The 22,333-nt window shown below is 61.7% G+C and carries 20 protein-coding genes and 2 tRNA genes; 9 read left to right on the forward strand and 13 right to left on the reverse strand.

From position 1 onward, the window contains the following. The first annotated feature begins 83 nt into the window (after positions 1 to 83). Positions 84 to 2,705, forward strand: a complete 2,622-nt coding sequence (gene valS, locus CXQ94_RS06910) for a valine--tRNA ligase (protein ID WP_104087619.1) — start codon at positions 84 to 86, stop codon at positions 2,703 to 2,705. A gap of 315 nt (positions 2,706 to 3,020) precedes the next feature. Here the strand turns inward: valS and CXQ94_RS06915 are convergent, their stop codons facing one another. The 11 genes from CXQ94_RS06915 to CXQ94_RS06965 all read right to left on the reverse strand — a co-directional run bounded on the left by CXQ94_RS06915 (position 3,021) and on the right by CXQ94_RS06965 (position 12,265). After that, the gene (locus tag CXQ94_RS06915; protein WP_104087622.1) at positions 3,021 to 3,647 is read right to left on the reverse strand and encodes a DsbA family protein; all 627 of its coding nucleotides are present in this window, start codon (positions 3,645 to 3,647) and stop codon (positions 3,021 to 3,023) included. Between the two features lie 66 nt (positions 3,648 to 3,713). Next, positions 3,714 to 5,000, reverse strand: a complete 1,287-nt coding sequence (gene clpX / locus CXQ94_RS06920; protein WP_104087625.1) for an ATP-dependent Clp protease ATP-binding subunit ClpX — start codon at positions 4,998 to 5,000, stop codon at positions 3,714 to 3,716. A 184-nt stretch (positions 5,001 to 5,184) separates the two neighbouring features. Beyond that, positions 5,185 to 5,859 carry an ATP-dependent Clp protease proteolytic subunit gene (locus tag CXQ94_RS06925; RefSeq protein ID WP_104087628.1) on the reverse strand — a complete coding sequence of 225 codons (675 nt, stop codon included), beginning with the start codon at positions 5,857 to 5,859 and terminating at the stop codon, positions 5,185 to 5,187. Positions 5,860 to 5,892: 33 nt separating this feature from the next. Next, the gene (locus CXQ94_RS06930) at positions 5,893 to 6,513 is read right to left on the reverse strand and encodes an ATP-dependent Clp protease proteolytic subunit (RefSeq protein WP_104087632.1); all 621 of its coding nucleotides are present in this window, start codon (positions 6,511 to 6,513) and stop codon (positions 5,893 to 5,895) included. Between the two features lie 283 nt (positions 6,514 to 6,796). After that, entirely contained in the window at positions 6,797 to 8,167 is a 1,371-nt protein-coding gene (tig, locus tag CXQ94_RS06935; RefSeq protein WP_104087635.1) for a trigger factor, read from the reverse strand. An 86-nt stretch (positions 8,168 to 8,253) separates the two neighbouring features. Further along, a tRNA-Pro gene (locus CXQ94_RS06940) sits at positions 8,254 to 8,326 on the reverse strand. Positions 8,327 to 8,482: 156 nt separating this feature from the next. Beyond that, positions 8,483 to 8,553 (reverse strand) — tRNA-Gly (locus CXQ94_RS06945). A gap of 85 nt (positions 8,554 to 8,638) precedes the next feature. Beyond that, on the reverse strand, positions 8,639 to 9,595 hold the full coding sequence (locus CXQ94_RS06950; RefSeq protein ID WP_104087638.1) for an Fpg/Nei family DNA glycosylase: 957 nt from the start codon (positions 9,593 to 9,595) through the stop codon (positions 8,639 to 8,641). A 105-nt stretch (positions 9,596 to 9,700) separates the two neighbouring features. Beyond that, positions 9,701 to 10,174 carry a ribose-5-phosphate isomerase gene (locus CXQ94_RS06955; RefSeq protein ID WP_104087643.1) on the reverse strand — a complete coding sequence of 158 codons (474 nt, stop codon included), beginning with the start codon at positions 10,172 to 10,174 and terminating at the stop codon, positions 9,701 to 9,703. Positions 10,175 to 10,245: 71 nt separating this feature from the next. Continuing rightward, complete coding sequence (locus CXQ94_RS06960) at positions 10,246 to 11,235, reverse strand: hypothetical protein (RefSeq protein ID WP_104087646.1); 990 nt, start codon at positions 11,233 to 11,235, stop codon at positions 10,246 to 10,248. Between the two features lie 4 nt (positions 11,236 to 11,239). Then, positions 11,240 to 12,265 carry a DUF1648 domain-containing protein gene (locus CXQ94_RS06965; protein ID WP_146070245.1) on the reverse strand — a complete coding sequence of 342 codons (1,026 nt, stop codon included), beginning with the start codon at positions 12,263 to 12,265 and terminating at the stop codon, positions 11,240 to 11,242. Between the two features lie 260 nt (positions 12,266 to 12,525). On the opposite strand from CXQ94_RS06965, the gene pepN reads away from it, so the two are divergent. The 5 genes from pepN to CXQ94_RS06990 all read left to right on the forward strand — a co-directional run bounded on the left by pepN (position 12,526) and on the right by CXQ94_RS06990 (position 18,122). After that, positions 12,526 to 15,075 (forward strand): aminopeptidase N, encoded by a 2,550-nt coding sequence (pepN, locus tag CXQ94_RS06970; protein ID WP_104087652.1) that lies wholly within the window; start codon positions 12,526 to 12,528, stop codon positions 15,073 to 15,075. 222 nt (positions 15,076 to 15,297) lie between these two features. Then, a complete protein-coding gene (locus CXQ94_RS06975; protein WP_104087654.1) occupies positions 15,298 to 16,131 on the forward strand; it encodes an SGNH/GDSL hydrolase family protein in 834 nt (277 codons plus the stop codon). Between the two features lie 134 nt (positions 16,132 to 16,265). Then, positions 16,266 to 16,748 carry an OsmC family protein gene (locus tag CXQ94_RS06980; protein WP_104087657.1) on the forward strand — a complete coding sequence of 161 codons (483 nt, stop codon included), beginning with the start codon at positions 16,266 to 16,268 and terminating at the stop codon, positions 16,746 to 16,748. Positions 16,749 to 16,818: 70 nt separating this feature from the next. Continuing rightward, entirely contained in the window at positions 16,819 to 17,532 is a 714-nt protein-coding gene (locus CXQ94_RS06985; RefSeq protein ID WP_104087661.1) for a mechanosensitive ion channel family protein, read from the forward strand. A 122-nt stretch (positions 17,533 to 17,654) separates the two neighbouring features. Continuing rightward, the gene (locus CXQ94_RS06990; RefSeq protein ID WP_104088454.1) at positions 17,655 to 18,122 is read left to right on the forward strand and encodes a globin; all 468 of its coding nucleotides are present in this window, start codon (positions 17,655 to 17,657) and stop codon (positions 18,120 to 18,122) included. Positions 18,123 to 18,232: 110 nt separating this feature from the next. On the opposite strand, the gene CXQ94_RS06995 is transcribed toward CXQ94_RS06990, so the two are convergent. Both CXQ94_RS06995 and CXQ94_RS07000 read right to left on the reverse strand, forming a co-directional pair. After that, complete coding sequence (locus CXQ94_RS06995; protein ID WP_104087664.1) at positions 18,233 to 18,901, reverse strand: hypothetical protein; 669 nt, start codon at positions 18,899 to 18,901, stop codon at positions 18,233 to 18,235. Beyond that, positions 18,902 to 19,417: a thioesterase family protein gene (locus CXQ94_RS07000; RefSeq protein ID WP_104087667.1), complete on the reverse strand. Its 516-nt coding sequence runs from the start codon at positions 19,415 to 19,417 to the stop codon at positions 18,902 to 18,904. It abuts the gene before it with no gap. Between the two features lie 115 nt (positions 19,418 to 19,532). Between CXQ94_RS07000 and CXQ94_RS07005 the strand changes: the two genes are divergently transcribed. The 3 genes from CXQ94_RS07005 (at position 19,533) to CXQ94_RS07015 (ending at position 22,217) form a co-directional block, all read left to right on the forward strand. After that, complete coding sequence (locus tag CXQ94_RS07005) at positions 19,533 to 20,441, forward strand: acyl-CoA thioesterase II (protein ID WP_104087670.1); 909 nt, start codon at positions 19,533 to 19,535, stop codon at positions 20,439 to 20,441. A gap of 112 nt (positions 20,442 to 20,553) precedes the next feature. Continuing rightward, positions 20,554 to 20,922, forward strand: coding sequence for a YciI family protein (locus CXQ94_RS07010; RefSeq protein WP_181034106.1), 369 nt, complete (start codon positions 20,554 to 20,556; stop codon positions 20,920 to 20,922). 59 nt (positions 20,923 to 20,981) lie between these two features. Continuing rightward, positions 20,982 to 22,217, forward strand: a complete 1,236-nt coding sequence (locus CXQ94_RS07015) for an RNA polymerase sigma factor (protein ID WP_146070246.1) — start codon at positions 20,982 to 20,984, stop codon at positions 22,215 to 22,217. The last annotated feature ends 116 nt before the right edge of the window (positions 22,218 to 22,333 follow it).

Here is a 22,333-nt window from a genome sequence, read left to right on the forward strand (position 1 = left end):
GTAATTGTTGCGTGCATCGTAGCAAGGCAGCGTTGTAGTGGGAAAAATCTGCTTCCCCCGGCATCTCATGAAAGAATCGCTTCATGGCTGAAAACATTGAGGGCACAGACACGCCCGCACCCACCACAAGCAACGTTCCCGACAAGCCCGCTCTGGAGGGCCTCGAAGAGTCCCTGACCAAGCGCTGGCTCGAAGAGGGAACCTACAAGTTTGACCGCGAGACCACCCGGGAGCAGGTGTACTCGATCGACACTCCCCCGCCCACGGCGTCCGGGTCCTTGCATGTGGGACACATGTTCTCCTACACCCAGACCGATGTGCTGGCACGCTTCCAGCGCATGAACGGCAAGAACGTGTTCTACCCGATGGGCTGGGATGACAACGGTCTGCCCACCGAACGTCGCGTACAGAACTACTACGGCGTGCGCTGCGACCCGACGTATTCCTATGTCGAGGGCTACCGTCCCCCCGCCACGCCGGCCAAGAACCAGCGTGACTGGGACGTCGTCTCCCGGAAGAACTTCATTGAGCTGTGTGAAGAGCTGGCTGTCGAGGACGAGAAAGTCTTCGAACACCTCTTCCAGACCTTGGGGCTGTCAGTTGACTGGGCGCTAACGTACCGCACGATCGATGATCACTCGCGCGCAGTTTCCCAGCGCGGCTTCCTGGCTAACTTGGAAGCCGGTGACGCTTACATGTCCGAGGCTCCCACCTTGTGGGATGTCACGTTCCGCACGGCCGTTGCTCAGGCGGAGCTGGAAGACCGCGAAGTGGCGGGTGCGTACTACCGCTACCCGTTCTTCGCCGAAGATGGCACAAAGATTTACATTGAAACTACCCGTCCGGAACTCCTGGCCGCCTGCTCTGCCTTGGTCGCCAACCCGGATGATGAGCGTTACAAGCCGTTGTTCGGCAAGAAGGTCACCTCGCCGCTGTTCGGGGTTGAGGTTGAGGTTCGCGCCCATGCCCTGGCCAAGGCCGACAAGGGCTCCGGCGTGGCCATGGTTTGCACCTTCGGCGACCTGACAGATGTGACCTGGTGGCGTGAACTGCAGCTGCCCACCCGCGCCATCATGGGCCGCGACGGCCGCATCATCGCCGAGACCCCTGAGTGGATCACCACCGAGGAAGGCCGCGCCAACTACGCTGCCATCGCCGGCAAGACGGCGTTCAGTGCCAAGGAAGCAGTGGTTGAGCTGCTGGTTGGCGCCGAACTGCTCGACGGTGAGCCGAAGAAGATCATGCACCCCGTGAACTTCTTCGAAAAGGGTGACAAGCCCTTGGAGATCGTCAGCTCGCGCCAGTGGTACATCAGCAACGGTGGCCGCGACGAGGCCCGACGCGAACAGCTCATCAGCCGCGGCGCGGAAATCAACTTCCACCCCGCTTTCATGCGCTCACGCTACGACAACTGGATCTCCGGCCTGAACGGTGACTGGCTCGTTTCCCGCCAGCGCTTCTTCGGCGTGCCCGTGCCCGTCTGGTACCCGCTGGATGCCGATGCGAACCCGGATTACGATCACCCGATCCTGCCCAGTTCAGAGATGCTGCCGGTTGATCCGGCTGCGGATGCTGCGCCCGGTTACACGGAAGAGCAGCGCAATGTGGCTGGCGGCTTCATTGGCGACGCCGATGTGCTCGACACGTGGGCCACCTCCTCGCTGACCCCGCAGATTGTGGGCGGCTGGAGCACGGATGAGGACCTGTTCGCCAAGGTCTACCCCTTCGACCTGCGCCCGCAGGGCCACGACATTATCCGCACGTGGCTGTTCTCCTCGGCCGTGCGTGCCGACGCTTTGCAGGGCAGTCCCCCGTGGAAGCATGCGGCCATCTCCGGCTGGATCCTTGACCCGGACCGCAAGAAGATGTCCAAGTCCAAGGGCAACGTGGTGGTCCCCACCGACGTTCTCAACGACTTCGGCGCCGACGCCGTCCGCTACTGGGCAGCATCCGCCAAGCTAGGCGCCGACACGGCGTACGAGATTGCGCAGATGAAGATCGGCCGCCGCCTGGCCATCAAGTTGCTCAACGCCTCCAAGTTCGTGCTGAACCTGGGCGCCACTGACGCCAACGTTTTGACTGGGTCTGCCGATAGTGTCACGAACCCGCTGGACCGTGCAGTTTTGGCCCAGTTGGCAGAGGTTGTTCGCCAGGCGACTGGCGCGTTTGAGAAGTATGACTATGCCAAGGCCCTGCAGATTACCGAGAGCTTCTTCTGGCACTTCACCGATGACTACGTGGAACTTATCAAGGACCGCGCCTACGGTGCCGCGGGCGAAGACGAGCAGGCCTCCGTGCTGGCCGCCCTGGCCACTGTATTGGATTCACTGCTGCGCCTATTTGCCCCCTTCTTGCCGTTCGCCACGGAGGAAGTCTGGAGCTGGTGGCGGACCGGCTCGGTCCACCGAGCACCGTGGCCCACAGCTGTGGAGGTCCACGACGGCGACACCACCATGCTGGCCACCGTTGGTGATGCATTGGGCGGCATCCGCAAGGCCAAGTCCGAGGCCAAGGTCAAGCAACGCACCCAGGTACTTTCGGCAACGGTGACTGCCGGAGTGGTGCAGGCCGCGCAGCTCACGGCCGGTTTGGGCGATCTAAGGGCTGCGGCAAACGCCGTGGAGATCACCATTGCTGAAGGCGATGGTGAATTGAGCGTCAGTGGCGTGGTCTTGGCACCCGCTGAGGAGCCTGCACAGACGTAATCCGGGCAAAGGGGAAGCCCCATCGGCGTTTCGCCGTCGGTGGGGCTTCGACTTTCTTGCCGCTGCGTGACGATCAACGGTTCTAGTTGACTCCATGGCGTTTCAGGTCGTTTGCCGCGTCACCGGCCTCCGGTACATCATTTATCGAGCAGTACGCCGGGGCGTTGTCTCAATTATTATCAGTCGGTTATGTTCCTGAATCTCTGGGGCCTTCTAGCCTTTTCCCGAAGGATCCGGTAAGAAAATTATGCTCCTGACCGCGGGCAGAAACAAGCCCTGGTGCAAAGTTTTTGCACCAGGGCTTTTCGGTAACGACTACCCGAATTGGGGGTCTTCGGTCCGGCTGCGCTTGATCTCGAAGAAGTAGGGGAAACCGGCCAACGTAACGGTGGCGTCCCAGAGTTTGCCAGCGTCTTCGCCGCGCGGGATGCGGGTGATGACGGGGCCAAAGAACGCCGTCCCGTTGAAAGCGACCACGGGTGTTCCCACATCCTGGCCTACCCGGCTGATGCCGTCCTGGTGGCTGGCGCGCAGGGCCGCGTCGTTGGCATCGGTTGTGGCGGCTTCGGCCAGTTCCGGGGGCAGGCCAACCTCGGCCAAAGCCTTGGTGACAACGTTCGTCAGATCCTTGTTGCCGTTGTGGTGAATTTCGGTGCCCATGGCGTCGTAGAGCGGCTTGATGACCTGATCGCCATGTGCAGCGGCTGCTGCAATGATGACGCGTACAGGGCCCCAACCCTTGTCCATCATTTCCTTGTACCGCTCGGGAAGTTCGTCGCGTCCCTCGTTTAGCACGGACAGGCTCATGACATGCCAGTCAACGGAAATGTTCCGCACGGCCTCCACTTCGCCAATCCAGCGGGAGGTCACCCAGGCAAACGGGCACATCGGGTCAAACCAAAAGTCGGCCTTTTCCGGCGCGGCTACAACATTTTCGGACACGTTGGTCTCCTTTTAGACGCTTTAACGAGCAGGGCCGGTTACGTGCCCATGAGGGATAACAGCAAACTAGGCTGACTTGTTCCGTCGTTTAGCGGCAACTTCGTGCGGGATCAGGCCGGGCTCGGCTTTCTTGTTTACGGTGTCAGCTGTGATGACGACGGTGGCGATGTCCTCGCGGCTGGGCAGCTCAAACATGACCGGCTGCAGGACTTCCTCCAGGATGGCGCGCAGGCCTCGGGCGCCGGTTCCACGGGCCAGCGCCTGGTCGGCGATGGCCGCAAGTGCCTCATCGTCAAACTCAAGGTCAACGCCGTCGAGCACGAACATCTTTTGGTACTGCTTGATCAGCGCGTTCTTGGGTTCGGTCAGGATCTGAATCAGGGCGGTACGGTCCAGCTGAGTGACCGTGGTGATAATGGGGAGCCTGCCGATGAACTCCGGGATCAGGCCGAACTTGAGCAGGTCCTCGGGCATGACGTCGGCATAGCTGGCCTCGGACTGCTTCAACGCGCTCAGGGGCGCACCGAAACCGATGCCTTTCTTTCCGGCCCGGGAACTGATGATGTCCTCAAGTCCAGCGAAGGCACCCGCAACAATGAAAAGCACGTTGGTGGTGTCAATCTGGATGAATTCCTGGTGCGGATGCTTTCGCCCGCCCTGCGGTGGCACGGACGCCACGGTGCCCTCGAGAATCTTCAGCAGCGCCTGCTGGACACCCTCGCCGGAGACGTCACGGGTGATGGAGGGGTTCTCGGATTTGCGTGAGATTTTATCGATCTCGTCGATGTAGATAATGCCCTGCTCGGCCTTCTTGACATCAAAGTCTGCGGCCTGAATGAGCTTCAGCAGGATGTTTTCAACGTCCTCACCCACGTAGCCAGCCTCGGTCAGCGCTGTGGCGTCGGCGACGGCGAAGGGAACGTTGAGGCGGCGGGCCAAGGTTTGCGCCAGGTAGGTTTTGCCGCAACCGGTGGGACCAACCAAGAGAATGTTGGATTTGGCGATCTCAACGTCGTCATGGATCCCGCCCACCAGGGTGTTGCTCTTGAGCGCATGGCCGGACTGGATACGTTTGTAATGGTTGTAGACGGCCACCGCCAACGAACGCTTGGCCGGTTCCTGCCCAATGACATACTCCTGCAGGAAGTTGAAAATCTCCCGCGGCTTGGGCAGTTCAAAGGCGTCGAGGTCGGCTACTTCGGCCAGTTCCTCGTCAATGATCTCATTGCACAGCTCTATGCATTCGTCGCAGATGTAAACGCCGGGACCGGCGATAAGCTTGCGTACTTGCTTCTGGCTTTTGCCACAGAAGGAACACTTCAGCAGATCGGTGCTTTCGCCCATCCTGGCCATGCGGGTGTCCTTCCGTAAACGGCTGGGCCCTGGGCCAAACCGTTCCTGCTTACTCTTCGTGGCAGGGAGAGCTCCGCCGCCTTGCATTATGTTTCCACTCTAAGCCACGGTACTGACATTGAGCGGAATGCAAACGCCGGGGCGAGGGAAAAACTGCCTCACCCCGGCGTCGCTAAATCACTGACTAGCGGGTGATTGATTGTGCCTTCATCTTGCGCGGAGCCAACACTTCATCGATCAGGCCGTAATCCTTAGCCTGGGCGGCCGTGAGGATATTGTCACGCTCAATGTCGTTGCTGACCTGCTCGGGCGTGCGGCCCGACAAATCTGCCAGCGTGTTTTCCAGCCATTCGCGCATCCGCATGACCTCATTAGCCTGGATTTCCAGGTCGGAGGCCTGGCCGCCCTGGCCGCCGGAGAGTGCCGGCTGGTGGATCAGCACGCGGGCGTTGGGCAGTGCCAGGCGCTTGCCGGGGGCGCCGGCGGCGAGCAGAACTGCTGCAGCGCTGGCAGCCTGGCCCAGGCAGACCGTCTGGATTTCCGGACGAATAAACTGCATGGTGTCGTAGATGGCCGTCATGGCCGTAAACGAGCCACCGGGAGAGTTGATGTACAAGGTGATATCGCGGTCCGTGTCGTCGGCCTCAAGGACCAGCAGCTGAGCCATCACGTCATCGGCGGAGGCGTCGTCAACCTGGACGCCCAGGAAGATGATGCGGTCCTCGAACAGCTTCGTGTAGGGGTCCTGGCGCTTGAAACCATAGGGCGTGCGTTCTTCGAACTGGGGAAGAACGTAGCGGCTGGAGGGCAGGTTGCCGGCAGTGTGGCCAAACGCTGTGCTGCCAAAGTTGTAAGTCATTAGTTTTGCTCCTGAAATCTTTTTCTTCGGCGTTTACTTGGCGTTGGTTCCGCCGCCACCGGCGACAGAGCCTGCGTGACGGGCGATCTTGTCGAAGAAGCCGTATTCAAGAGCTTCGTCGGCCGTAAACCACTTGTCACGGTCGTTGTCCTTGAGGATCTTATCGACGCTCTGGCCGGTCTGTTCGGCCGTCAACTCCGCCATGACCTTTTTCATGTGCAGGATCAATTCGGCCTGGATCTTGATGTCCGACGCCGTTCCGCCAATGCCGCCTGAGGGCTGGTGCATGAGGATGCGTGCGTTCGGGGTGGCGTAGCGCTTGCCCTTGGTGCCCGAGGACAGCAGGAACTGTCCCATGGAGGCTGCAAGACCGGTTGCCACGGTGACCACGTCGTTCGGGATGAACTCCATGGTGTCGTAGATGGCCATGCCTGCGGTCACCGAACCACCGGGAGAGTTGATGTAAAGGTAGATATCCTTTTCCGGGTCCTCGGCGGAGAGCAGCAACAGCTGCGAGCAGATCAGGTTGGCGTTGTCATCGCGAACTTCCGAACCCAGCCAAATGATGCGCTCTTTGAGCAGGCGGTTGTAAATGTACTGGTCCGAGCCGGACGGATCTGCGCCGGCCATCGTCGGTGTGGTGTGCTGTGCCATGGTGGACTTACCTCTCCTTCGTGCGATCCGTTGGGCCGTAACCGTGACTGGCAAATACCCTCACGCCCGGCCCAATCCGGGTCATCACTAATCTTCACTACTTGGACAGTAGCCGTTTTTGGCCCCGAATTGTTTCCCAAAAGCGCACTGTTCGCTGACGGCGCACGATTCCCGCTACCCCACCAAATGGGCACAAAAATACCGTTGCCGGTTCCCTCGAAAAGGAAACCGGCAACGGTATTAGTGAAAGACTTTCCCGTACAGGGAAATTGCGTTCAAAGAATTAGATACGAGCTTCGCCCGGATCAACCACAGCGGTGGGCTCGATGGCCTCATCGTCTGCAACGATCTCTTCTTCTTCGGAAGCAACGGAAACGAAGTCGGTTAGATCAACGATCTCACCCTTGGTGTCCTTGACAACAGCCTTGGCCAGAACGGCGGCCAGTGCCTTGCGACGACGAACTTCGCCAACGATCATGTTGACCTGGCCCGAGGAATCGAGCATCTGCGCGAACTGGTTCGGGTCCATGCCGTACTGGCTGGCGGAGGAAACGATGTAGTCGATCAGTTCAGCCTGGCTGACGCCGACCTCTTCCTTCTCGGCAACGGCGTCCAGGACGATCTCGTTGCGGAAGGCCTTCTCGGTGTTTTCCTTGACCTCGGCGCGGTGCTCTTCGGTGTCGTGCTCCTCGGCGCCGTGGGAGTTCTCCGGGCGGAAGTGCTGCTCGAGCTGCTCGGCGATGACGGATTCCGGAACCGGAACCTCGACCAGTGCGAGGAGCTTCTCCAGTACCTTGTCACGAGCCTCAACGCCCTGATCCATGATCTTGGAGTCGGCGGCCTGCTTGGCCAGGTCCTCGCGAAGTTCGGCAATGGTGTCGAACTCGGATGCCAGCTGAGCGAAGTCGTCGTTGGCCTCGGGCAGTTCGCGGACCTTGACGGAGGTTACCTTGACGGTCACCTGTGCGTCTTCGCCGGCGTGCTCGCCGCCGGCCAGCTTGGTTTCGAAGATTGCTTCTTCGCCGGCGGACAGGCCGGTTGCTGCCTCGTCCAGGCCGTCGAGCATGTTGCCCGAGCCGATCTGGTAGGACAGGTCAGATGCGGAGTCAACTTCTTCGCCGTCGATCTTGGCGGAGATGTTGATGGTCAGGAAGTCACCCTCGGCGGCCGGGCGGTCAACAACGTTCAGGGTGCCGAAGCGGCCGCGAAGGTCATCGAGAGCCTTGTCGGTGTCGACGTCGGATGCTTCTGCAGCCTCAACCTCAACCTCAATGCCTTCGTATGCCGGCAGTTCGATTTCCGGGCGGATGTCCAGCTCGACGTGGAACTTCAGTTCGCCGTCGGTTGCTGTGGGGTCCGGAACCTCGGTGATTTCAACCTCGGGACGGCTCAGCGGGCTGAGCTTGTTCTCGACAACGGCTTCCTGATACCAGCCGTTGAGGCCTTCGTTGATGGCCGTTTCCAGCACGTAGCCGCGGCCAACGCGCTGGTCGATCATGCGGTTGGGGACTTTGCCCTTGCGGAAACCAGGTACCTGGACCTGTGTGGCAATCGTCTTATAAGCCTCTGCAATGCTGGGCTTCAATTCCTCAAAGGAAACCTCAACGTTGAGCTTTACCCGAGTGGGCGTGAGGTTTTCGACAGCGCTCTTCACAGCGTGGTACTCCTGATGGTCTATAGATGGATTAAAGACCAGCACATGGGCAGTCACTGACCAAACGTGAACCGGATAATGCTGAGTCGGGGCGACAGGACTCGAACCTGCGGTCTCCTGCTCCCAAAGCAGGCGCGCTAGCCACTACGCTACGCCCCGTAGTGCCCGCAACAGTCTACGGGCAAAAGTTCCCAGATGCACAATCGGCACTTCACCGCACGCCTTTTGCCGTTTTTGCACGCAATGCCGGGCACGCGAGTGTGTTTGGGCATGGAAAAATCCCCAGCCACATGGCCAGGGATTTCGCTTTTTCGGAGGGGGCGACGGGAATCGAACCCGCGTCATTAGTTTGGAAAACTAAGGCTTTACCATTAAGCTACGCCCCCATTTTTCGGCTTGTGGCCGAACAACTCCGTAACACTATCAACCATTTTGCCGGTCCTGCAAATCGGGAAGTAACTGGCTCGATTTTCAGCTGCCTTGGCAGACCGGGCACCAATACAACTTCCGGCCACTCAGCTCCTTCATGGCAATTTCGGTGCCGCAGCGCCTGCACGGCAGCCCCTCACGCTTGTACACATAGTGGGCATCCTCGACAGGGGCGTCCCGATTGGGCTTGGCGGGTTGCGACGGCGCCGCTGCGGGAGAACCCGGCTGGCCCACCTCCACGCCAAGACCTGACGGCCGGTCGCATAGCTCGGTGGTGATGATGCGGCCGTCGCGCACGCCGTCGGCCATGATGCGCGCTGTGTCATCCCACAGCGCCTGCGCCTCCTCAGCCTGCAACATGGTGCCCGATAGCATCGGATCCAGACCGAGCCGGAACAAAGCCTCGGCCCGGTACACATTTCCCACGCCGGCCAAAACGTCTTGTTTCATGAGCTGCAAGGCGATTCCTGTACTGCTCTTGCGGATCCGGCGGACAAACTCGTCCTGGTCGCCCGGGAAATTGTTCAAGGGATCTGGGCCCAACTTGTTTCGTGCCACCGTAGCTTCGGCCGGTGTGATCACTTCGCAGGCAGTGGGGCCGCGCAGATCGGCCCAGCCATGCTCCGAGACCAGACGAACACGCACAGCACCCTTGGGCTCGGGCGGGCCGTTGTAGCGCTCACTTGGCATGCCGGCCCCGGCGACTTCCTGCTCGCCGATGCGTCGCGGTGCGCCAATGCTGGATGCTCCGGTAAAAGTGGCGTCGCCACCAAAATCCCACGCCCCGTAGAGGCCAAGGTGCACGCGTATCACCAGATCGTGGGAAAAATAGAGGAACATTTGTTTGCCGTGAGCCTCGGCTGTTTCCAAAACGTGGCCGTCGATCCTGGCGGCACCGGCGGCAAACTTCCCTTGCGGGCTGGTCACGCCAAGCCTGGCCCCACCAAAAACGTCTTGGAACTGCCGGGCCAAACGGTGCACGGAATGGCCCTCAGGCATTGTTCCTCCTAGACGTGGCGGGTCAGAACTGGGACAGCTAAGGGAGGCAACCGCAACACGTGCGCCTGCCTCCCCGCAGAGGCCCCGCAGGCGGGGCCAAAAAGACTAGTCGACCACTTCGCCGGTCGTTTCGTACGTGGCAATCTTGCCGATGCGTCGCACGTGTCGCTCGGCGTTGCTAAACGGCTCGGCCAGGAATGCCTCAATGATTTCGGTGGCTTCAGCAACGCTGTGCTGGCGTCCACCCACGGCAACCACGTTGGCGTCGTTGTGTTCGCGGGCCAGCGTGGCGGTGGACAGGTTCCATGCCAAGGCCGCGCGGACGCCCTTTACCTTGTTTGCTGCGATCTGTTCGCCGTTGCCGGAGCCCCCCAGGACGATGCCCAAGGCATCAATGCCCGCGGTCTGGTCGGCAACAACGGCCAGGGCGGCGTTGATGCAGAACGAGGGGTAGTCGTCCTCGGCGTCGTAGGCCTGCGGGCCGTGGTCGACCATCTCATAGCCCTTGGCAGCCAGCTCCGTGATGAGGTGGGCGCTGAGCTCCATGCCGGCGTGGTCGGTTGCGATGTGAACGCGCATGAGGATTCCTTTTTCTCAAGTTGGGGTACTGCCTCAAGCCTACCTACGGAAGCGGCAAGATTTGGCCGCGGCTAACGATCCTGTGGCGTCTTCCCGGCTCTGCGGTTCAGAATCGCTGACAGTGCGTCAGCTACGTCAAGATTGGGTGCGCTGACCACCACCCTGCCGCCGTCGTTGTTCCGCAGGACCACGGCGGCACCCGAGTAGCTCAGGAAGGTAGCGGAGCCGTGGTGCTTGCGCAGGCCCCAACCGCCGTAGTCTTTGGCCACGATGTCCAGGGACACCGCCGCCGCCACGCTTTCGCAAGGGGCGATGATGACGGGAGCGGCGCCGAAGAGTTTCACCGTGAGCTGGCCCCGGTCCAACTGAACTGTGGCGCACAGCATCGCAACGATCAGCAGCGCAAGGGCCACGATCCCCACCAGAATCCAGGGCGAGATCAATACAAGAAGCGCCCCGGGCAGGACGGCAGCCAGCACGATCATCATGATGACAGAGCTTCTGGGGTGGATGAAGTACCTCAGACGGTCGTCGGCAGCCCCGGGGTCCTGTGCATCCTCGAGCGCCCGTGCCAGCGCGACGTCGTCCGAGGAACTCCATTGCTCGTCGGGTTTGAAGGTCAGCGCCAGGACCACCCCCATGGCCGCCGCAAGTCCGCAACCCATCAGGACCACGTAGCCGTCGATCCGAACTGCGGGCGCTCCCCCGGCCTGTCCCAATAGGGCGGCCATGAAAAGCGTGAAGATTGCCAGCTGCAGGGCCATTGCCATACCGAGCAGAACCCTGCGCAGCGTGCGCGGCAAGGTGGTCCGGGCGCCTTGGCTGCCGATGCCACCCCCGAGCACCACAATGCAGGCCGCGCCAACAACCAGGAAACCCGGTAGGGACACAGGGTTGCCGCCCCACGGCAGCACCATTCCACTGACGCGATGTAAGCCAAAGACCAGTCCACCCACCACCAGTGCCACGGCGAGCAGGGCCGGGAAAATTAGGGCAAACCGCAGCGCCCGGACGTCTTGGTGCCGTTCCTTCTCGGTGCCGTGACCGCGGTTGGATGCCATGACCCTAGCCTTTCACTTTCCCGTTGTGGAGGTAAGCATTGACCAATGCGGCAGCTTCCGAGGCTGTTGCAAGATCGGGCATGGAGATGACGTACCTCTGGTGGAAGCCTGCTTCCAGGACCAGTGCCGGGCCGCTTCCCATGATGAAGCCAATGCTGCCGGCGCTCATCCGGTAACCCCATCCGCCATAGTCAAGAACTTTGATGTCTTCCACGGTGGCTTTGCGGATTTCACCCCACCCCAGCGGCATGATCTTCCAGCGTCCGGCCACCCGCACCCTCACACCGTCCGGGTCAATGCCGGCGATACCGGAGGTGAACATCCAGATGATCGCGGCTACCAGCGCTCCCAGCAGGGCCAGAAAGGGGAAGATGAAGGACACACTCAACGCAACCACAGCGCCAACACCGAGGCTCAGCACCCAGCGCCACACACCCATGGAAACCCTGATGCTCATGGACTCGCCACTTGCCGCCTTCTCCTTGGCCGCCACGGCCACCAAAGAGTCCTCGTCCGCGGCTGTCATATTGGCAACCATCACCTCGGGGCTTATGGTCCGGTCTACTTCCCCGGGGCGATACAGCCACACCGCGGCACAGCCAACCACAAAGGCAAGGGCAATGCCGACGGCCATGACCGGGCCGGAAATCTCGGCCCGGGACACATCTGAAATATTGATCTGGCCTGCCACCATGGCGACACTCAACGCGACTAGGGCCAGACCAAAGGCCAGCCCAAATCCGACACCAACCCGGGCCAACAGCAGCGATTTTGCCCTTAGCAGCAATGCCGTTGGGGCGATGACCGCTCCCATGGCACCCATCGCCACCGCCATCCAGGCGGCACCGGCCACGGACATCCACCCGTCAACCACATTCTTCGAGTTCCAGTGGGAGGCTAGTTCAGCTGGCAGGCTCCCTGCCACGGAGAGTATCCAGGCAGCTGCTAGAACCCCTAGCAGCAAAGGGCCCGCAATCAGCCCGATTAGCCACCTCTTGTTGTAAGCCGCCTCTGCCGCAATACTTCGCATTTGTTCCCCCACTAAAATCTCCCCCAGCCAGCTATAACGTCTTCAATTCACCAACAACCCTGCCCCACCCGGCCTGCAGCTTCAACTCGGGCCAAAGGGACCGCACCCATCACCGCCTGTCCCATTCGGCGCGCAGCGTCTGAGAGTGGTGGTGCACACACCCCGACGATTAAGTGAAAGAATTGCCTCATCTCGCCGGTGAGTTCGACCGCCGGCCACAGTCCACAAGACACCGAATGGAAGGCTCCACCTTGCCTGGCATGAATCTGACCCGCGCCGAAGCCATTGAGCGCACATCACTGCTGAACGTCGAAAGCTACGACGTCACCCTTGACCTGACGGTCTCTGAAACCACCTTCCCCTCCACCACCACCGTAAGGTTTAGCGCAACGGAGGGCTCGTCGTCGTTCATTGATGCCGTGACCGACAAAGTCCACAAAGTCACCCTGAACGGAGTGGACCTGGACCCGGCCGAGGTCAGCGACGGAGTCCGCATTCAACTGCCCAGCTTGAAGGTTGAGAATGTGCTTACGGTGGTGGCGGACGCGCTGTTCATGAACACCGGCGAGGGCCTGCACCGGTTCGTAGATCCGGTGGATGGCGAGGTGTACCTGTACAGCCAGTTTGAGGTTGCCGACAGCCGGCGCATGTTTGCCGTCTTTGAGCAGCCCGACCAGAAGGCCACGTTCGCCTTCCACGTGACCGCCCCCGACTACTGGGATGTCATCTCCAACTCCCCCACCCCGGCCTCCGTGGCCGCCGGTGAAGGGAAGGCCACCTGGCACTTTGAGCCCACCTTGAAGATGTCCAGCTACATCACCGCCCTGATCGCCGGCCCGTACGAATCAGTGCGCAGCGAGCTCACCAGCTCCAACGGGCAGGTGGTGCCCTTGGGCGTGTTCGCGCGCAAGTCACTCATGGAGTTCATGGATGCGGAGAACGTGTTTGAGCTGACCCGCCAAGGTTTTGAGTTCTTTGAAAAGCAGTTCGGCACCCCGTACCCGTTCCCCAAGTACGACCAGCTCTTTGTGCCGGAATTCAACGCAGGCGCCATGGAAAACGCCGGCGCCGTGACGTTCCTTGAAAGCTACGTGTTCCGTTCCAAGGTGCCCGACGCCATTGTGGAACGCCGCGCCATCACCATCTTGCACGAGCTGGCCCACATGTGGTTCGGCGACCTGGTGACCATGCGCTGGTGGAACGACCTCTGGCTGAACGAATCCTTCGCGGAGTTCATGTCCACCCTGGCCGCTGCCGAAAACACAAAGTATGTGGATTCCTGGACTACTTTCTCCTCACTGGAAAAGTCGTGGGCCTACCGCCAGGACCAGCTGCCCTCCACCCACCCGATCAAGGCCGAGATCAACGACCTCGAGGACGTGCTGGTCAACTTTGACGGCATCACCTACGCCAAGGGTGCCTCGGTGCTGCGTCAATTGGTGGCATGGGTGGGGCAGGAAGAATTCATGGCTGGCGTGCGCGCCTACTTTGGCAAGCATGCCTGGGGGAATACGGAGCTGCCGGATCTCATGGTGGAGCTGGAGGCAGCCAGCGGCCGCGACCTGGCCCTGTGGACCGAGAAGTGGCTCGAAACGGCCGGCGTAAACACGTTCAAGCCCGCCATCGAGGTGAACGACGACGGCGTAATCACCTCGTTCTCGATCCTCCAGTCCGCTGTCGCGGAGTACCCGACGCTTCGCCCGCACCGTGCCGCCGTCGGCTTCTACAATCTGGCCGAAGAGGGCGAGGATGCCGGGAAACTGGTGCGCACTCACCGGGTGGAACTGGACGTGGACGGTGCCGTCACGGAAGTTCCGGACTTGGTCGGCCTGGCCCGCCCGGCCTTGGTGCTGCTCAACGACGACGACCTCGCCTACGCCAAGATCCGCCTCGATCCCGCCTCCCTGGCCACCGCCAAGAAGCACTTGAAGGACTTCCGCGACTCCTTGCCGCGCACTTTGGTGTCGGCGTCGGCCTGGGATGCCGCGCGCGACGGCGAAACCCCCGCCCGCGAATACGTGGAGCTGGTCCTCAGCAACATTGGGCATGAGAGCGATTCCACCGTCATCATGGTGTTGCTGCGCCAGTTGGCCACCACGCTGCATTTCTATGTGGCGCCCGAACACCAGCACGCCACCTCCGTGGCGGCTGCCGACTCCCTGTGGGATCTGGCGCAGGCGGCGGTTGCCGGATCCGATGCGCAATTGCAGTTCGTCAAGGCTTTTGCCGCCCATGCTCAAAGCAGTGACCAGCTCGACGCCGTGCAAGCCCTGTTGGAGGGGGCTACCACGCTGGCCGATCTGACCATCGACCAGGACCTGCGCTGGGAGCTGCTAACGTCCCTGGTGGCTGGTGCCCGCCGGGGTCCGGAGGCCATCGACGCCGAGCTTGCCTCGGACAACACCCAGAACGGGCAGCTGGCCGCCGCTTCAGCACACGCAGCAGTCCCCACCCCCGAGGCCAAGGCGCAAACCTGGGAATCCGTAGTGGTCCTGGGCGAGCAGGCGAACGCCGTACAGCGGGCGGCCATTACCGGCTTTGGCCACGTCTGGGATACCTCACTGCTGGCACCCTACGTGGAGAAGTACTTTGACGCGATCCGCGGGGTCTGGGCTGAAAAGTCGTATGAAACCGCCTCCACCATCATCACCGGGCTCTACCCGAGCCAACTCGTTTCGGCGGCCACCCTTGAGGCAACCGACGCGTTCCTGGCCGAGTTGGGCGAGGATGTACCCGCGCTGCGGCGCCTGGTGGTAGAAAGCCGCGACGGCGTTGCCAGGGCACTGCGGGCCCAAGCAGCGGACGTCTAGTCCCCAGGCCCTCGCGACGCTCGCGTCGGGCTCCTAGGGTTCTTGGGCCCACTGTTGAGGGGCCGATCTGCCATAAGATCGGCCCCTGGACAGTGCTTGTCAATAGTGCTGGGGAGGCGCTTTTTGGTTGCGCCATTTCGCGCCACCACGAACGCGGCGGTGGCAAAATTTATGGTGCCCAAGAGTCTACCCGCGCGCCTCTTTGGGGAGTAGCTTCAGGGCATGCACTCAACACTATTAAGGAATTTCGCCGCGCGCACAGGCGCTGCGGCTCTGGTGAGTCTGGGGCTCATTGCGGGATTTGCCGGTGTTCCTGCGAACGCAGCCACGGCGACCATCGTGGGGGCGCCCCCCATCACTTACACGGTGCTCGGCGATTCCTACTCGGCCGGTTCCGGCGGAGGCGGTGAAGTAGGTGCCTGCGGGCAGAGCCCCAACGGTTACGGCAACGACGTTGCAGCCGCCACGGGCGCCACCCTAACGAACCTGGCATGTGCAGGCTTCACCACTGACCAGGTCCGCACACTTGAGGTGCCTTTGATGGCAGCAGATACCAAGCTGGTAACCCTCACAGTGGGCGGCAACGACGTTGGTTGGACCACCGCCGTCACCGCGTGCCTGCAAACCAGTTCAACGTCGCCTGCCTGCAAGTCGGCCGTATCCAACGCCCTCTACCAAATGACGCAGCTGCCCAAGCGGATAACCGCGCTCATGAAGGCAATCAAGGCCAAGGCGCCTGGCGCCCGGGTGCTATTTTTGGGCTACCCCCGGCTCTTTGAGCCGGCCAACATGGCCGCGGCAGGGTTCACGGCAGATCAGATCAGCGGGGCCAAAACTCTCAACGGCGCGGCTGACCTCCTCAACGGCGTCATCGCCTTCAGTGCCGTGTCCAACCGTGCGGCGTTTGTTCCCGTGGCATGGATCTTCTCAGGCCATGGATTCCCATCAGCTTCCCCCTGGCTGAACTACCCTGGCGGACCCAACCCCTACACCTTCCACCCCAACGCGACAGGCTACCAGTCAGGCTACGCAGTGGCGGTCCAAGCGTTCCTGTAGGACCCTCGAACGCTAGCGCCTAACATCCTCCCACCACTCGCAAGCTCGCGGCGGGACCCTCGGACGTTAGCGCCTAACGTCCTCCCACCACTCGCAAGCTCGCGGCGGGACCCTCGGACGTTAGGCTTAGCCGTATGGCATTGGATGAGCACCATTTCGGCACCAGCATTTTTTGGACGGGCAACCGCGGCACCGGCACATCCGGGTATAGGGACTACGGCCGTGACCACTCCGTCACGGCCGCTGGTGTGCCCACGCTGCTCGGCTCGGCGGCGCGAACCTTCCATGGCGACCGGGACAGGTGGAATCCGGAGTTGCTGCTCGTTGCTGCCTTGTCGGAGTGCCACATGCTCTCCTACCTGCACGTTGCCGTTCTGCACGGGGTGGTCGTGACCAAGTATGAGGACAACGCCACCGGCACCATGGTGCTGAATGCCGACGGCAGTGGCCAGTTCACCTCCGTCACCTTGCATCCGCAGATTTCGGTGGCAGATCCCGCCACAGCCGATCTGGCCCTTTCCCTGCACGCCGAGGCCTCCAGGAAATGCTTCATTGCCCGCAGCGTGAATTTTCCGGTGCATCACGAGCCCGGAGTGCTCGCCCCCACACAAGACTAAATACTCACCGTGTCCGCGCTAGGGTTAATGCAAAGCCCCCAAAAGACACAGGTGAACACAGCGCGTGCAAATGATTCAGCTTATTGAAGACTCCAGCAGCGGATTCTGGGACAACCTCCTCCGCGCCGGTTTGGCCATTGGAATTGGTCTACTGGTCTGGCTGGTGGTGCATCATTTCATCCGCCTGGTGGTCAAACACAGCGAGGCTGTCGGTACCCCGCTAGAACACAGGACGTTGCGGTGGGCGGCGCCGGTGTTGCGCAATATTGACCCCGTCCTGCGGGCCTTGGATACCGAGCGCCGGGTTCAGCGGGCCCGCACCATTGGCTCCCTGCTGAACTCCATCCTGACCACGGTTGTTGCCGTCGTGACAGGATTTTATGTGCTCCTGGCCTTCCATGTGAACATCGCACCACTGCTGGCCAGTGTGGGTGTCCTGGGTATCGCCATCGGTTTTGGCGCCCAACAACTGATCCGGGACTTCCTCGCCGGCGTTTTCATCACCATCGAAGACCAATACGGCATTGGCGACGTGATCCAGACCAGCGAGGTCACCGGCACCGTGGAATACCTGGGTCTGCGCATCACGCGGGTCATGGCCGAGGACGGCACCTTGTGGTACCTGCGCAATGGCGAAATTCTGCGCCTGGGCAACCGGTCCAAAGGCAACTATGTGGCACCCGTGGAGGAGCCCGCGGCCACACCTGCCGGCACCCCCGCAGCCGCCGGCCCGACGCCGTCGTCCGCGCCAGGCACCCAAGAACCAACCTCCGCTTCGGACTAGAAAGCAGCTATTCCATGAACGCCGAACACAACCCCGCAGTCCCCCTCACCAGCGGCACGGCCGGAAACGACGCCACCGGGGCCACGCCCATCCCGTCACGCTTCGGTGAGCCGCTCTCGGTCATGCTGCCCATTCCCGTACGCCAAGGACGGCCTACGCCGGTCCCTTCCCCCACGCCGGAAGCCGAGGCCGACTACGCGGACACCTTCTACGGCCAAGTGGGCGGGCATGAGACGTTTAAGAAGATCATTCACGTGTTTTACCAGGGCATTGCCGCTGACCCCGTGCTGCGCGCCATGTATGCCGAGGAAGATCTGGGCCCGGCCGAACACCGCATGCTGATGTTCATCGAACAGTACTGGGGTGGGCCTCGAACGTACCTGGAGGAACGCGGCCATCCGCGCCTGCGCATGCGACACATCCCGTTTGCCGTCACACCGGAGGCCCGGGACCGCTGGCTCGCCGCTATGCGCGCTGGCGTGGATGCCGCGGAGCTCTCGCCTTTGCACGAGGCCACGCTGTGGGACTACATCGAACGCGCCGCGGCCTCACTGGTGAACTCCCCCTCGGATCCGTCGCAGCAGCCCTAGCCCCTGGCATCGGTCGTCGCCGCGCCCGTTCCCCCTTATCGCTACAGTTCTACGTGTAGCGATAAGGGGGACCGGGCGCGAATTTCGTTAAAGCAGGGGAACGCGGTCCGCTAAAGGATCGATTTGGGACGGACCAGGATGTGGCCGCGTGATGTGGTCAGGCGCAGCCATTTGTGGGAGCGGAACACGGTGCCGCTCTCCCCGGGCGCCACGAACCCCAACGCGTAGGCGGCGAAGGCTGCACCACCGGGCAGTTCCCCGGGGATGCCGTCGATGGGGCGGCCCCAGACGGCGGCACGGGCATTGTTGACAATCAGCGCACCGGGATTTATCGGGATGATCTGGCCAATTTCCTGCACCCCGTCCTTGGCTACCTGTATCAGTGTGTCAGCGGAGACCGTGGCAATTTCCTCCCACGCGCTGCGTGGTGCGCTGACGGCGGCCCACGACTCATTCACCGTCATGGGCGGGACGGGCAGTGCCGTTTCATCGGCATCCATGCGGGCCAGCCTGTCGGCTACCGAGGCCAGGCTCACCGTGACGTCAAGGGGCCAGGCGGCGCTCAGTGCCATGGTGCGCAGCCCCAGAATCGTGGGTGTCCCTTCACCCAGGAGCTTCGGGCGCATGACGCACACATAAGCGGCAAGGACCGGGCCTGCCCCCTGAAGCCGGATGGCGCCGTCGTCGGCTGTACGGGCGCGGGTCACAAAGGTGCGCAGGTCAGCAACGGTTCCGGCGTCGGCCAGCTGGAGGTCATCAATGTTGGTGGCCGTAGTCATTTAGTGTGCTCCTGCTGTGGGGGTGGAAGGTTCGACGGCGGCGCCCGGCATAGTGGCCCGGCGCCTGAACAGTACGGGGTCACCGCGCCAAGTTTCCAGGGCCTCACGCTGGTGCGGGGTGAGGCGCACGGGACGCCCGGTCTCGCGAGAGACCAGCACCATGGACGTGGCCGCCTGCGCGTAGACCACCGATGTATCGGCCTCGGTAACTGTGTACCCGAAATCGTAGCTTGAACCACCAATGTTGGTTACCCAAGTATTGACGAAAATGGGTTCGGTGCGGAAAGCGATGGGGGCCACGTACTCGATCTCGTTGCGACCCACCAGAGTGAAGAACTCATCGCCGATGAGGCCGTCGAAACTGCTGGTGGTGCCGTCTTCAAACTGCAGCGGTGTGTGCATGAGCTGCACGCGAGCATCTTCTAGATACTGCAGATACACCACGTTGTTCACATGGTGATAGGCGTCGATGTCGCCAAAACGAACTTGCAGGGAGATCTGAATTGCCTGGGCCATGCCTTCATCATGTCAAAGCTGGCTGGCCCCACCAAGCCAAGTGATGACGGCCACCCGCTCTCATGCCGCAGTTCCCATTTGTACCGGTGCACGGCTGACACATAGAGTCGCATTCATGAACGCCACATCTGCCGATTTTGACCCCATGGATACCTTGCTGCACATTTTGGAGCTTTCCGATGCCGGCGGCGCCCACACTGACGAGGATATTTTCGTTGGTCCCGGTGATGCCAACGCGCCCAGGCCTAGGCTGTTCGGCGGGCAGGTGCTGGCCCAGTCACTCGTTGCGGCTGCGAAAACCGTGGACGAGGACCGCCTGGTGCACTCGATGCACGGCTATTTCCTGCGCCCCGGCGATGCTGCCTCCCCCATCACTTTCGGTGTTCAACGGTTGCGAGATGGGCGCTCATTTTCGGCCCGGCGCACCCACGCCTACCAGAATGGCACGCCGATTCTGTCCTTGATCGCCTCATTCCAGACCCCTGATTCGGGGATTGAGCATCAGGAACCAATGCCGGAAGGAATCCCGGCACCTGAGACATTGCCCACCTCCGCGCAACTGCTGGGGGGCATCGATCACCCGGTAGCGCAGGCGTGGGCTTATGAGCGTCCCTTCGATATCCGTCACGTGGGCGACAACATCTACTTTGATGTCAAGGGCGAGCACGTGGCGCACCAGGCCGTCTGGCTCAAGACTCTGGGCCCCATGCCCGAGGACCAAAACCTTCACCGGGCTGCCCTGGCCTATGCCAGCGATTACACGCTGCTGGAGCCATCGCTTCGCCGGCATGGCATCAGCTGGGCCACCCCCGGGTTGAGTGTAGCGAGTCTCGACCATGCCATGTGGTGGCACCGTGAGGTCCGCGTCGATGAATGGCTGCTGTACGTCGCCCAGTCCCCCAGTGCCTCCGGTGCCCGCGGGCTGAACTTTGGCCGTTTTTACAACCGCGACGGCAAACTGGTTGCCTCTGTTGCCCAAGAGGGCATGATGCGGCTGCCGGCAGGTACCCCCGGGATCGACTAGAAAAGTCTTTTCGCCCCGGCTGTCGATTTTCGGTGATGTCATCCGTCTAATGAGTGTTAAGTTCGAAAAAGGGCTGGCACCATCCAGCCGATTCATTTGCGAAAGGCACATCATGAGCGTGCAATATTTGGCCATCATCGTCGAATCAACTTTTGACCCGTCTGCGGTGACGAAGGAGATGTGGGAATCTGCCATGACTGCGCACACCGCGTTTGCAGCCGCCGTCGAGACAGCCGGTGGCATGGCGTTGAAGACCGCCGGATTGCAGCATGAAGGGGCGTTCACCGTCACGCCGCCGCGTGATGGTCGCCCCGCCGTCGTCACGGACGGACCTTTCGCCGAGGCCCGGGAGGTCAACCACGGCATGTACTTGCTGGAACTGCCCGACGATGCACCCATCAGGGAGCTCGCGGCAGCCATCCCCTCGGGCGGCCACGTGGAAATCTATCCGTTGGCCCACGATGCGGATTACCCTGTGTAGCTGCCCTTTTAGTGGAGGCTGGCCTGGCTCTGGGTTGGAACCCGGTGTAGAACTTAATCGTGGAATCTGGGCTGGAGGAGGTATTCCGGCGCGATTGGCCCTCGATGGTGGGAGCCGTCGCCCGGTACACCTCTGACCTCGCATTGGCCGAGGACGTCGTCCAGGAAGCCTTCGAAAGGGCTCTGCAATCGCCCGTCTTGTTGCGCAATCCCACTGCGTGGATCACCACAACGGCCCGCCACATAGCCATTGATCGAATCCGCAGCGACCGGTCCTTGGCGCGTTCCCTGTCGAAACTGGCCCACTCCGTCGCTGAGCTGGGAGGTGAACCTGAAACTTTGGAAACCTTTCTTGGGGACGAGCGCTTGGTGCTCATCGCCCTCATTGCCGTTCCCGGGATCCGTGAAGAGGACAGGCTCGCCCTGGCGCTGCGATTTGTCTGCGGGGTCCCCACCAGTGACATTGCAACAGTACTTTTGGTGCCTCCGACCACGCTGGCCGCACGCCTGACCCGGGCCAAGAAGCGCCTGCACGCCAATCCCGGACTGATTCAGCTTGAGGGTCCGGCGACCGCGGTCACCATTGGCCAACGCCTAGATATTGTCCTAGATACGGTGTTCCTTCTCTATACGGCAGGGTATTCCTCGCCGCTGGGTTCAGTGGCCCGCGCTACCGCCCTTCAGCTGAGTCGTGAATTGGCCGCACTTTTCCCTGAACACCTGGAGACGCAAGGACTATTGGCCCTGATCCTACTCACGGAGGCTCGCAGGCCGCCGGCAGACTTCCGGCACGGGGCGTCGATGGCTGGCGATGACGACGTCGACCTGGAGGACTCCAATCGTTCCCAGTGGAATTCACCCCTCATCAACGAAGGCCTGTTGCTTGCCGCGGCCGCCCTGGCCGGAGGTGGTCGGTTCTCCTTGATGGCGGGGATCTCCGGGCTTCACGACGTGGCGGCCCGCTGGGAGGATACCGAGTGGGATGCCATCGCCGCTCTCTACGACGGGCTACTTGGCATTTGGCCGGTGGCCTCAGTGGCGCTCAACCGAACCATTGCGCGGTCCATGATGGCCGACGTCGGGCCTTCACTGGCGTTGGCAGAACTTGACTCGGACTTTCCTCGCTATAGTGGGCAACTCAGATGGCAGGCATGGGCGGCGCGGGCCGATATGCTTCGGCGGCTTGGCCTAGGAAGTGAGGCGGCCAATGCCTACCGTTGCGCTCTAGAGGGAGCACTCGACGACGGCGACCGGACGTTTCTCTTGCGCCGCATCCGTGAGTTGAAGGGCAAATGAACCACTCCATGAATAGCAATGGCCGGCCCTTGCGGGACCGGCCATTGCTATTTACTTTGGGACCCAAACTTGCCAAGTTCCCGGGAAATCGCGAAGCGGTTTCCCGGGAGGCTGAG

The sequence above is a fragment of the Arthrobacter sp. GMC3 genome (genome assembly GCF_002929305.1).
Taxonomy (GTDB): Bacteria; Actinomycetota; Actinomycetes; order Actinomycetales; family Micrococcaceae; genus Specibacter.